At 58.4% G+C, this 12446-nt stretch carries 10 protein-coding genes; 4 read left to right on the plus strand and 6 right to left on the minus strand.

Translation table 11 applies throughout. From position 1 onward, the window contains the following. The first annotated feature begins 64 nt into the window (after positions 1-64). The gene (locus N655_RS0108165) at positions 65-280 is read left to right on the plus strand and encodes an amidohydrolase family protein (RefSeq protein ID WP_285222260.1); all 216 of its coding nucleotides are present in this window, start codon (positions 65-67) and stop codon (positions 278-280) included. Here N655_RS0108165 and trmD read toward each other — a convergent pair. Beyond that, entirely contained in the window at positions 277-1089 is an 813-nt protein-coding gene (gene trmD, locus N655_RS0108170; RefSeq protein ID WP_026442586.1) for a tRNA (guanosine(37)-N1)-methyltransferase TrmD, read from the minus strand. The two genes, N655_RS0108165 and trmD, sit on opposite strands and share 4 nt — an antisense overlap. A gap of 122 nt (positions 1090-1211) precedes the next feature. Between trmD and N655_RS20270 the strand changes: the two genes are divergently transcribed. Continuing rightward, positions 1212-1694, plus strand: a complete 483-nt coding sequence (locus tag N655_RS20270) for a MerR family transcriptional regulator (protein WP_044934234.1) — start codon at positions 1212-1214, stop codon at positions 1692-1694. A gap of 9 nt (positions 1695-1703) precedes the next feature. On the opposite strand, the gene N655_RS0108180 is transcribed toward N655_RS20270, so the two are convergent. The 3 genes from N655_RS0108180 to tyrS all read right to left on the minus strand — a co-directional run bounded on the left by N655_RS0108180 (position 1704) and on the right by tyrS (position 4460). Continuing rightward, complete coding sequence (locus N655_RS0108180; protein ID WP_026442587.1) at positions 1704-1973, minus strand: hypothetical protein; 270 nt, start codon at positions 1971-1973, stop codon at positions 1704-1706. A gap of 477 nt (positions 1974-2450) precedes the next feature. Beyond that, positions 2451-3155, minus strand: coding sequence for a CADD family putative folate metabolism protein (locus tag N655_RS0108185; protein WP_026442588.1), 705 nt, complete (start codon positions 3153-3155; stop codon positions 2451-2453). Between the two features lie 42 nt (positions 3156-3197). After that, the gene (gene tyrS, locus N655_RS0108190; RefSeq protein ID WP_026442589.1) at positions 3198-4460 is read right to left on the minus strand and encodes a tyrosine--tRNA ligase; all 1263 of its coding nucleotides are present in this window, start codon (positions 4458-4460) and stop codon (positions 3198-3200) included. A 160-nt stretch (positions 4461-4620) separates the two neighbouring features. Here tyrS and N655_RS18025 point away from each other — a divergent pair, with 160 nt between their 5' ends. Further along, on the plus strand, positions 4621-8109 hold the full coding sequence (locus tag N655_RS18025) for an alpha-mannosidase (protein WP_081823640.1): 3489 nt from the start codon (positions 4621-4623) through the stop codon (positions 8107-8109). 137 nt (positions 8110-8246) lie between these two features. Here the strand turns inward: N655_RS18025 and N655_RS0108200 are convergent, their stop codons facing one another. Then, entirely contained in the window at positions 8247-8987 is a 741-nt protein-coding gene (locus N655_RS0108200) for a YIP1 family protein (protein ID WP_162173524.1), read from the minus strand. Positions 8988-9185: 198 nt separating this feature from the next. Here N655_RS0108200 and N655_RS20275 point away from each other — a divergent pair, with 198 nt between their 5' ends. Then, positions 9186-9977 (plus strand): DUF5715 family protein, encoded by a 792-nt coding sequence (locus tag N655_RS20275; RefSeq protein ID WP_026442591.1) that lies wholly within the window; start codon positions 9186-9188, stop codon positions 9975-9977. A 32-nt stretch (positions 9978-10009) separates the two neighbouring features. Here the strand turns inward: N655_RS20275 and N655_RS0108210 are convergent, their stop codons facing one another. Continuing rightward, the gene (locus tag N655_RS0108210) at positions 10010-12427 is read right to left on the minus strand and encodes an ABC transporter permease (protein WP_044934242.1); all 2418 of its coding nucleotides are present in this window, start codon (positions 12425-12427) and stop codon (positions 10010-10012) included. Positions 12428-12446 lie beyond the last annotated feature (19 nt).

Consider the following 12446-nt stretch of genomic DNA (forward strand, 5'->3'; position numbering starts at 1 on the left):
AATTCCAACCTCGGACCCCGGTACTTGTGATACTGGGCGCGTTGGAGCCAAGTTTCACCCTCCGCTGAAAATCCTAGAGGCGGCCACCATGACAGCGGCGCGCGCTCCCGGAGTAGAGAACGAGTCCGGTTCGCTGGAGGTGGGCAAGCGCGCAGACGTGCTGCTGCATGCCAACCCGCTGGCCGAAATGCGCAACACGCGTGCTATAGGGCGAATAGTCGCTGCCGAAGTCGTTTCCGACCCCTCTTCTCTTTGCCAGAGGGTCGGGTTTGGGCCTTAGAAGGAAGGTCCTTTAACGGTCAACAGAAAGGCCCGGTCCTCTTCCGTCAGCGTCGCATTCTCCAGCAGGTCCGGCCGGTTCAGCAAAGTTTTTCTAAGCGCCTGTTCTCGGCGCCAGCGACGGATCTGCTCGTGGTTTCCACTGGAAAGCACCTCCGGGACCACAAGTCCGCGAAACTCCGCCGGCCGGGTATAGTGCGGATAATCCAGAAGTCCCCCTGAACCGTGTGTGGAGCGAGGCGGCCCGGTTTCGTCTTGCGGACAGGCAGCATCAGATTGGCCGAAACTCTCATAGGCGCTGGATGCTTCGTTGCCCAGCACTCCGGGGATGAGCCGCATGGTGGCATCAAGAACAACGGCAGCGGCCAGTTCGCCTCCGGAAAGCACATAATCGCCAATGGAAAGCTCCCGGTCGCAGAAAAGCTCGTTCACCCGTTCATCCACCCCCTCATAACGCCCGCAGATGAGAACAATACGCTCCAGTTTCGCCAGTTCGCGGGCCGTTGCCTGAGTAAACTTTCTCCCTTGGGCGGAAAGCAGGATGACGCTTTCAATTTGCGGATTGCGTTCGTCTTTTGCGGAAACTCCCAGTGATTCGATGGCTTCGCCCAGCGGCTCCGGTTTCAGGACCATGCCTTCCCCGCCACCGAATGGGCGGTCGTCCACCGTGCGGTGGCGGTCATGAGCAAAGTCGCGCAGATTATGGGCTTCAACGGAAAGCAGACCGCCGGCAATGGCGCGCCGTAGTACACCATGGGAAAAGATGCCTGAAAAGAAATCAGGGAAGATGGTGATGACGTCAAAGCGCATAAATTAACGTTTTCTCTTTCTATTGTAGAGACCACCCGCACCTTCAAAGGCACCTTGACTCACCTTGCTGACTTGCGGAGAGTGCTGTATGGTGGCCTATACTTTTCAGGACGGCATCCGTTATGCAGCAACGCGCGACGCGCAAAAAAGCCCCGGAAACGGCAGCCATTCCCGACAAGCTGTATTTTCGCATTGGCGAAGTGGCGAGATTGTGTCGTGTGCAAACCTACGTGCTGCGCTTCTGGGAGTCAGAATTTCCGCAATTAAAACCAAACAAAAGCGGAACCGGACAGCGCCTTTACCGCAAACGAGATGTTGAACTGGCGCTGAAGATCAAACGCCTGCTTCATGAAGAGGGCTATACCATCGCCGGCGCGCGGCAGGTGCTGCAAACCGAATCACGCGAAGCCAGAAAGCATGCCCCGCAACCGGAACTTCCTTTGAACAAGGAAACCAGCCAGAACCAGCAGAAGCTGGAGCGCCTGCGCGCGGAATTAAAAGATTTGTTGGGGATGCTTTCTGCCAGGGTTCCCGTAGCCACGCGAAACACAGCAAAGACAAAAAAGGGAGCCGCTTCTTCCGCGCCGAACTTGTTCGGTGAGTAACAGGTGGATTCAGTCCCGCAAATATGCCGGGACTTCCGGATCAATCTTTCCGCTGGACATGAAACGTTCCACGGCCTGCATGACGCATCCCTGCCCGCATAGGTGATACATGTCCGGATTCCGGCTTTCTGCAATGTTCCAGGGGAGCAGGGTAAAGCGCTGGGCAGGCTGGCCTTCCTCAAAGCAGGGAACATCTCCGAGCATCACCATCCACCAGTGATTGGCACCGCCCTTTTTCTTGCCGCATATGTCGCAGGTAAAGGAAACATCCCAAACCATTTTCTGACCCCCGTTACGAATGGCGTAGCACTAAAGTACTCCAGAACTGGTATAAATTTCCCTTATTTTAAAGAAAGAAAAAAGAAAAAACTCTCAAATTCACGATAAGCTAGGCCTCAAGTGCCCTGATTGGGCGCATCCTAAAGCATACCTATTGTGTTTCCAAAGAGGCAGAATTCCTATGCAGTGCCCAGAATGCAATGCATCGCGGTTGCGGCTCTCGAAGTTTCGCACGGGAGATGTGGGCCGGCTATTGCTCTTGCAGTATCCGCTGCGCTGTCGGGAGTGTCGCGCGCGCTTCTATGTTCTGCTGCCTCATGCGGTAAGGCTGGCGAGGTCGCACAGCCATGAACACCGCCAGCCTGCGTCCCGCTGACCAGGGCACGCAGCATCCATCTGCTCTCTGCTTCCGCACGGGAAGAAATATGTCAAAAGGGGCAGAAGCTCGGTGCATCTGCCCCTGGAAGCAACGTCAGGTTAAATGCTTCTGCGCGCCTGTCTTTCTCTCTCCACGCCGTCCAGCGCCGCCCAAAGTGAGGCCGAAATCTGCTCTACCGCGGAAAGGGCCTTCTCAGTTGCTCCCGGGTCTTGTTCGAGTTCCTGAGCAATCAGCTCGCGCCAGACATTTGCATGGTGAATGTCTGCTGTTTGGTGCAGGGTGAAGTAGCGGACAGTAGCGCTGTCAGCGCCGTAATGCTCTTTGAGACCACAGGCTTTCTCTCGGGCGATGGCGGGCACGCGCGATTCATAGGCATAAAATGCAGCGAGCGCGGCCGCTGTGGCCCCTTCTTCCGCGATCTTTCGGAAGGAGGCGATCAGTGCCTTTGTTTCTGGCTGCAGTGTGCGGCTGCGGACCGCAGACTCGTCCGCGCCCATGCCCCGGGCGAAATCCATCCAGAGGTCGCTGTGGGCGCGGCCATCCGGAGAGGTGATGCCTTCCTCGTCCGCCAGATTCGAGGCCACCATGCGCCGCGCAGGCCCATCTGCCAGTCGCGCATGAAGCGCACTCAGAGATGCGGGGAAGGCCGATACGTGATGCCAGTACTCGGCAGCATATTCGCGCAGGTCCTCGCGCGTCAGTTCGCCTGCCGTCCAGGCGGTGTAAAACGGATGTTTCAACAGGTCATAGCGCTCCATGCGCTCTTCGGCCTGCGCAAAAAATCTGTTGGTCAGGGTTTCCACAGCAGCCTCCTCCGATGAATGATGATGAATGCAGTGTAACGGTTAAGCCTCAATCACGGCGACTTTCGCTTTTTTCCCCACACGTACAATGATCCGGACCGGGCGCCTGGCTACTTCAATAAATTTTTCCGTGGACAATGTGCCGTCCAGGTGCACTCCCGCGGCAACCTGCTTCTCAGCTTCTGTGCGTGAGTTCTTCATGCCCAGCGCCACCAGCAGACGGGCCACGTTGACACGGACAGGGGTCCCGGCATCGGAGGGAAGATCGCCAGACATCACGCTGGAAAGCGGCACAGCCACCTCTTCGGTAATCGCAGCGGCATCCCTTTGCTGGAAGAGCCGTGACCAATGCTCGCCTGCTTCACCGGCCACCGCTGGCGAGTAGAACCCTGCGACAATTGTGTAGGCCAGCTTCTTCTTGGCTTCCATGGGGTGCAGCTTGCCGTCGGCCACATCGGCCTGCATTCTTTCAATCTCTGATTGACGCAGGTCGGTCAGCAGCGTCCAGTAGCGCCACATCAGGTCATCACTGATGGACATGAGCTTGCCATACATCTCCTGCGGAGGTTCATGCACGCCGATGGCGTTGCCCAGCGATTTGGACATCTTCTGTACGCCGTCCAGTCCTTCAATGATCGGCGTCATCAGGACAATCTGCGGTTGCTGTCCAAAATCACGCTGGAGTTCGCGCCCGGCAAGGAGGTTGAATTTCTGGTCGGTGCCCCCCAATTCCACATCTGCCTTGAGCGCCACCGAGTCGTAGCCCTGCATCAGCGGATACAAAAGTTCATGCAGAGAGATCGGCTGCTCTTCCTGAAAGCGTTTGTGAAAATCTTCGCGTTCCAGCATCTGGGAGACGGTGAACTTTGCCGCCAGGCGGATGACCCCTTCAAATCCCAGCCGGTCCAGCCATTCTGAGTTGAAACGGACCTCGGTTTTTTCGCGGTCAAGGATGCGGAAGACCTGGTCAGTGTAGGTCTTGGCGTTCCGTGTGATTTCCTCGCGGGTGAGGGGTTTGCGTGTAGCAGAGCGGCCGGTGGGATCGCCAATGAGGGCGGTGAAATCGCCAACCAGAAAGATGACCTGATGGCCGAGGTCCTGAAAGTGCTTCAGCTTGCGCATGAGCACGGTATGGCCCAGATGCAGGTCCGGGGCCGTTGGGTCAAACCCTGCTTTGATGCGCAGAGGGGTCCCCGTTTGGCGCGACTTTTCAAGACGCTCTCTGAGGTCGGCAACGCGAATGATCTCCGCCGCGCCTTTTTGAAGCAGGTCAAGCTGCTCATCTGCAGAAAGAAAACTGGACATGGTTTTTTCCCAGTATAAAGAAGCCCGCCGAACGACACCTCAATCGCAGGCTGCTTGACAACGGGCAAAGACGCCGCTAGTCTGGGTGCCGTCTGGAGTGGTAACGATTCCAGCATTGCATTTCCCTGGACCACCACGGACCGTTGTCTGGAGACTGATCATGCCTCGTTTCTCCAAAAGTGTTTTTTCTGCCCTCGCTGCATCCGCTCTCACAATCGGCAGCGCCGCGCAGACCATGCAGGCGCCTGACATCACCAAAGAGCCGACACTTTACGTCGTCCCCTACGCGCACCTCGATACGCAGTGGCGCTGGGAGTTTCCGCAAGTCATCAGCGAATATTTGCTGAAGACCATGCGCGTGAACTTCGACTACATCCAGAAATATCCGCATTACGTCTTCAACTGGACCGGCTCCAACCGCTACCGCCTGATGAAGGAGTACTACCCAAACGACTACGAAAAGATGAAGGAGTATGTCGAGAAGGGCAATTGGTTTCCGGCTGGCTCTTCTGTCGAAGAAGGCGATGTAAATCTGCCCAGTGCCGAGTCCATTTTTCGCCAGGTGCTCTACGGCAACACATATTTTCGGAAGGAATTCGGCAAGGCCAGCAATGAATATATGCTGCCCGACTGCTTTGGATTTCCCGCCTCCCTGCCGACCATCCTTGCTCATGCGGGCGTGAAAGGATTTTCCACCCAGAAGCTGAACTCCGGCTGGCAGCCGGCCCCGCAGGTCGGGGGGCCAGATTCGCCGGAGCACACGCCGGAGGGCATCCCCTTCAATGTGGGACTGTGGGAAGGGCCGGACGGCTCTACGGTGATGGCTGCGCTCAACCCCGGCGGATATGGCAGCCAGATCAGCACGGACCTGAGCAAAGAGCCGCCTGCGGGAAGCCGTGAGCAGGACTGGGTCCGACGCATCCACCTTGATGGCAGCGTCACAGGTGTCTTTGCCGATTACCACTACATCGGCACGGGCGACATCGGCGGTGCGGTCAATGAGGAATCCGTCAAACTACTGGAGGCCATGGTCACGCAGGGCATGGCTGTTCTTCCTGGTGATGGCCCCGCTCCTGTGCGCATGGGTGATGGTCCTGTGCATGTGATCTCGTCGGCGGCCGACCAGATGTTTAACGACATCAAGCCGGAGATGCAGTCCCGGATGCCGCGTTACAAGGGCGATCTGGAACTCATCAACCACTCCGCCGGGTCGCTGACTTCCGAGGCGTATCATAAGCGCTGGAACCGCGAGAACGAGCTGCTGGCCGATGCCGCGGAGAAAGCCTCCGTTGCTGCTGACTGGATGGGCGGACGGCCTTATCCACAAAAGCGCCTGAACGATGCCTGGACGCTGGTCATGGGCGGCCAATTTCATGACACAGCGGCAGGCACAGCAACGCCGCGCGCGTATGAGTTTGCCTGGAACGACGATGTGATTGCGTTGAACCAGTTTGCAGGCGTCCTCACCAGCGCGACGCAGGCCATCGCATCTGGCCTGAACACACAGGAGACCAAAGGCGTCCCCGTCGTCGTTTACAATCCGCTAAATCTTGAGCGCGAAGATGTCGTCGAGGCCACGCTGCATTTTCGAGGAGCGCAGCCAAAGGCCGTCCGCGTGACCGGGCCGGATGGCAAAGAAGTTCCGTCGCAGGTGGAGAACGGCAAGGTGTTGTTTCTCGCCAAGGCTCCTTCGGTTGGATACGCGGTCTACGACGTGCGTCCCGCTTCTGCTGCCCGGCCTTCCTCTGAACTGAAAGTCACAGCAGACTCGCTCGAAAATGCGCGTTACAGGGTCCGATTGAACAAGGATGGCGACGTCAGTAGCATCTTCGACAAGAAGCTCAACAAAGAGCTGCTTTCTTCGCCGATGCGCCTTGCCATCTCCACCGATGCACCGCACATGTGGCCTGCATGGAACATGGATTTTGATCAGGAACAGGCCGCTCCTCGCTCCTATGTCAGCGGCCCGGCAAAGGTCCGCATTGTGGAAAGCGGTCCGGTGCGTGTGGCCATCGAAGTCTCGCGTGAAACAGAAGGCTCAAAGTTTGTGCAGACCGTCAGCCTTTCTGCCGGTGATGCCGGCAATCGTGTGGAATTTGGCGAAGCAATTGATTGGCGTACGCTCTCGGCAAACCTGAAGGCGGTCTTTCCGCTGACGGCCAGCAATAAAATGGCCACCTATAACTGGGAAGTCGGCACGATCCAGCGCCCCAATGCATACGAGCGCCAGTTTGAGGTGGCCTCGCACCACTGGATTGATCTGACCGATGATAGCGGTGCGTTTGGTGCAACGATTTTGACCGGCCCCAAGAACGGTTCGGACAAGCGCGATGACCACACCATTCGCCTGACACTGCTGCGCTCACCCGGTTATCGTCCGGAAGATAAGCGCCACGCATATTCTGACCAGCAGAACCAGGACTGGGGACACCACGAAATTCTCTTCGGTCTGGCTGGGCACGAAGGCGACTGGCGGCAGGCGCAGACGGACTGGCAGGGCTATCGCCTGAGCTCTCCGCTCATCGCATTTGAGACGGAGAAGCATCCTGGGACGCTGGGCCGCACCTTTTCGCTGGTAAGCATCAGCAATCCGCGCATTCGCGTCCTCGCCCTCAAGAAGGCCGAGACGGGCGATGAATACATTCTGCGTATCGTGGAGCTCGATGGCCGGCCGCAGGAAAATGTGCAGGTAAAATTTGCTGGGCCTATCACCGAGGCCCGCGAGGTCAACGGACAAGAGCAGCCGCTTGGTCCGGCAACCGTGACAGATGGAGCGCTGCAAACGTCCTTCAAGCCGTATGAGCCGCGTACCTTCGCGCTGAAGCTGGGCCCGCCTCCGGCACATCTCGACGGCGTGCAGTCGCAGCCGGTCACATTGAAGTATGACCTTGCCGCCGCAAGCAATGACGACACAAAAACGGAAGGTGGCTTTGACACCAAAGGCAATGCTCTGCCTGCGGAAATGCTGCCAACAGAACTGCCCTTCCATGGAGTCACGTTCCAGCTTGCTCCCGCAGGAACAGGCAAGCCGGACGCGGTCATTGCTCAGGGACAGACCATCCAGTTGCCCGCCGGAAACTACAACAAGGTATACATCCTGGCCGCCTCCGATGACGGAGACCAGAAAGCCACCTTTGAGGTTGGCGGCAAAGCGGAGCAGCTCACAATCCAAAATTGGGGCGGTTTCATTGGCCAGTGGGACACCCGCCTCTGGAAACCCGCACCTGATACCGTGACGGTACGTCAGTTCCGCAACGGCGCGACAAAAGAGGTCGCCCTGCGCAAAGACTGGGCGGTCTCCGCAAACCATGCCACCTGGGACCTGAACGACCGCGGCTCGCCCGACTGGTCGCCGCGCTATCCGGAGGACTATCTCGGCCTCCGTCCGGGCTACATCAAGCGGGCTGAGGTGGGATGGTACGCCTCGCACCACCACACGCCGGAGGGACTGAACGAGCCGTATCAGTACAGTTATCTGTTTGCCTACGGGATCCCGCTACCACCGCACACGACCACGCTGAAGCTGCCTGCGAATGACAAAGTGCGCATTCTGGCAATTTCCGTGGCGCATGAAGGTCCCAGCGTCACTGCCGTGCAGCCACTCTATGACACGCTCAAGGAGGGCAGTCAAGTTCAGCCGGAGGAGTAATTGCGGCTTTTGTGTCCCCATGCTTTGGCACGACCAGGAAAGCATGGGGACTGCAGGGGCGCCTCCACCCAGGCAGGCTTGGTAAGCCTGAGGGCAAAGGCGAAGCTACTCCGGATGGGACCGGTGGTGGTTGCTGCTCAGATGGCCGCCACGACCGTAAGCAGTAAAACTGTCACCAGCCACCAGCCAACGACAGCCGCCGCTGCTTTGCCGCGTGCCACTTTTGCCACAATGGCCACACCGATCACGCTCAGGACCAGGGACCAGATCTCAAAAACATCCAGGTGTGTGCAGAAGGTCCAGAGCCAGCGCGGAGCATCGCTGCTGAGATAGAAGCCGATGTTTGTTCCTACGGAGTTCTGCAATTCAAAGGAATCCGGTGCCAGTCCGGCAAACAAAGAGATGACGGCAAGAATGTACTTCAGGTTGAGGACCAGGCTTGCATACATGTGTACGGCAAAAATCTGACCATATTTTGCTGTGCCTCCAAAGCCAAAGTTCACCGTGGCCCAGACCAGAAGAGACATGATGGCCGTGAAAAGAAGTGCAAAGGCCCAGTAGGCATAGGTCACAGCGGCCGTAATTTTGGCCGAGATGGCCTTCGTGGTTTCGGCCTGTTCCGGTGGCATCTGTGAAAAGCGTTCTTCCTGTTTCGGGTTCTGGTGCAGATTATTTTCAAAGACCCTCTCCCATCCCACCTTGGTCTGCACCGCGAAGGCGAAGAGAACGCTCATCACGATGAGAATGATCAGCGGGCCCCACCAGGAAGACTTGCGCAGAATGTCCGTAAATGTCTTTGTCGGCGCTACGAAAGTGTCTACAATGCGCTGTCCTTCGCTTAAGGGTATAAGTGCGGGTTGCGAAATTGCGTCTGCCACAAATGCCTCCATGCAACAGCAAGCTGCTTCAGCGCGATTGTACCCTGAAGCCCGCGGCCGGCGATGAAAAATCTGTCTGGCCCCGACGAGCGGTCTGCCTGACCTGTAGGGAAAGGGGGAACCCAATTGAATACTTTTGTCCTTCGGCCCTCTGGGGTACTCTGTAAAAGCTCTTGGAACCCTCCGCGGTCCCAACCAATGCGTTGTCTTTCTTTTTTCCTTGTCGCCGCCCTGCTCGCGAGCCAAGGGAGTTCTGCCTTTGCCGCCGGAAAGAGGCACCATCGTGCGCACGGGGCTGCGCACCGGCATATCCGCCACTCGCACCATGCCGCGCTTGTGACCAGCGAAGATTCTCCCCATGCCACGATCGCAGAGGTGCCGTTGAGACATGCAAAACTGCCGCTGCTGCCTCCACTAAAAGGGTCCCGCGCTTCCCTGGTCCGTCAGAACGAGCGAGCAGAGGCGGAGGGACTGGAACGGATTGAAGATGATGGACAACTGAATGAACTGCGCCGGACCCACGCCCTGGTAGCGCTGCCGGCTGGCGTGCCGCTCCGTGTGAATCCGGAGCTTCCGGCAAACCGGCGTTACTGCCGTCCATGGACGGCGCGCTTTCTGGCCGATCTGGCGAGAGTCCACTATGCGCGGTTTCACCGTCCATTACAGGTCAACTCCGCCGTGCGCACGGTGGAGTATCAGCGTCGACTCATAGAAATCAATGGCAATGCCGCTCCGGCCGATGGCGACATCGCCTCCCCGCACCTGACCGGGGCCACAATCGATATCGCCAAGAAGGGGCTCTCGCTTTCAGAGATTGCCTGGATGCGCGCTTACCTGCTGCCCCTGCAAACCGCCGGAAAGATTGACGTGGAGGAAGAGTTCTACCAGGCCTGCTTTCATATCACCGTGTATAAGTCCTATGCTTCCTCCAGACCAGGAACGCCGCAGCACAGAAACAGCAGCACACTGCTGGCAGCCGGCGTGCCATAGCGCTCCCATGGCAGGTCTGGAGGAGACGGCTGCTATTTGACCCGCAGTGCCTTCATGGGCTGGACCATGGAGGCACGCAGCGCGGGCACGATGCAGGCAAGAAAAGCCACCACAAGCAGTAACAGGCAGGCTGCAAGCAGCAGGAGGGGACTGCCCGCAGCTCCTTCCATCCAGTGCGCCATCAGGCCGCGGAAACCAAAGCTCAGCCCGAGACCCACCAGGACGCCGGCCCCTACACTGACGGATGCAGTCGCCAGAACATTTTGCACAATGTGCCGCCGCTGCGCACCCATGGCCATACGAATGCCAAATTCATTGGTCCTCTGGGAGACGCTGTAGGAAACAACGCTGTAAAGTCCTACGCTGGCCAGCAGCAGGGCAAGCGCGGAAAAGGTGGTGGAGAGGAAGGCAACCAGGCGTCCGCGCGCCCATTCTGGTTCATGCTCTACCCGGTCTGTCAGCGGAATCACTGGATAGCTGACCTGCTGTGCAGGGTTGACCTCGGCCACCCGCCGCCGCACGGCTTGTTCGACCGCGAGCGGCGATCCCTGGGTCCGGATAAGAAGCTGGCCGATGTCCACCATATAAAAAGAGAAGGGGAAATAGATTTCTGGCCTGGCGGGGCTGTCCAGGCCATTGTTGCGCGCATCCCCCACGACCCCGATAATCTGCGCCCAGCTGTCGCTTCCGTCCACGGTGAGGACGGCCGGCGGACTGCCGGTCAGCTTGGGCACACGGACGGAATGGCCCAGCACATCGCCGCCGGGGAAGTAACGTCTGACAAAGGCCTTGTTCACGATAGCCAGCCGCGCTCCCCGGCTGGCCTCGGTCGGGTCCCATAGCCGGCCCTGGAGCAGCGGAATGCGCAACTGCTGGAAAAATTCCGGACTGACGAAGTTGACATTGACCAGCTCTCCTCCCGTATCTCCACGGCCAAGAATTTCTGCTGGGAAGTTCCATTCACTGGAGGGAGGGCTAATCAGGGCCAGGGAAACCGACTCGACGCCGGGGATCCCGGCCACGCTGTCGCGCAACTGCTGGAAGTAGGTGGCCCGCGACTCCCATGTGGTGTATGCACCCTTATGGATAGGAATGCTGTAATTGGCAGTGTGGCTGGGATCGTAGCCCAGGTCGGTTTTCATCAACTGGCGGAAGCCCACTAGACCGGCCGCTGCCGCGGTAATCAGGACCAGTGCAAGCGCCATCTGCCCGGCGACCAGGACCCCGTGGATCCGCTTTCCGGCCACGCTGCCGGCCGCCTTGGAGGTGTTGGCCTGCATCACCTCGCGTATCTGCGGTCGGGCCAATTGCAGAGCGGGAAAAAGCCCGAAGAACATGCTGGTCAGCAGGGCGATGAAAATGCTGAAGACCAGGACGGGAAAGTTGATCGGAATATGGATGCCCCGCGGGAAGAGTTCAAATGGCAGCAGTGAAGCAAGATAGGGCGCGACGCCATACGTGATGAGGACTCCCGCCACAGCCCCCGTCAGGCCGAGGATCGTGGCTTCCGTCAGGAGCTGGCGGACAATGCGCCGGGTGCTGGCGCCCACCGCTGCGCGTATGGCAAATTCATGCTGGCGGGCCGAGCCGCGCGCCAACAGAAGCACGGAAACATTGACACAGGCGATGACCAGCAGCAGCAGGACCGCGGCGAAAAGTATAGAAAGCGTGTTGCCAAGAGAGCGCTGGAAACGCTCGTTAATACCAATGACCTCCGCCTTCATTCCTTCGAGCATCGAATGAGGATGGTCATGGATCATCTGCTGAAAGATGCCCAGCAGTTCGGTATCGGCCTGTGCGCGGCTCACGCCGGGCTTCAGACGGACCACCGTCATGTAGCTCCTGCGGTTGGATTGGCTGGTGTCCAGCGGAGCATAGACGTCGGCATCCCACCAGGTGAAGTTCTGCGGCATGACTCCAAGAATGGTGTAGGCCTTGCCATTGACGCGCAGGCTCTGTCCCAGCACCGCAGGATTGCTATTGAACCGCCGCTTCCAATACTGGTAGCTCAGTACGGCCACGGGCTGCTGGACGTCCGAGGGCAGAAAGACGCGGCCGAGCATCGCCGGAACTCCGAAGAAGGGAAAGGCATTTCCGGAAAGAAAGACCATGTCCACGTCCTGCGGGATGTCCGTGGTGGTATCGGCCTGCCACTCTTCCTCCATTTCCACCACGTCTTCCACGGAACGGGCCTGGCGCAGCTGAGCAATCTGCTCGCGGTAGATGAGGGGGGTGTATTCAAAGTCAGTTTTTGCCCGAATGTTGTACTGTACGATACGGTCTGCATCGCGATAGGGAAACGGATGCAGAAGTACACGATAGATCACGCTGAAGACGGCCACAGTGGCCGCGATTCCCAGCGCAAGCGAGAAAACGGCAGTGAAAGCGAAGCCAGGGTGTTTCCACAACTGGCGCAAAGCAAAACGAATGTCTTGGAGGAGTATCGCCACGGCGCCTCTGTATGAAGAA

Origin of the sequence: Pseudacidobacterium ailaaui, assembly GCF_000688455.1 — a bacterium.
Lineage (GTDB): Bacteria > Acidobacteriota > Terriglobia > Terriglobales > Acidobacteriaceae > Pseudacidobacterium > Pseudacidobacterium ailaaui.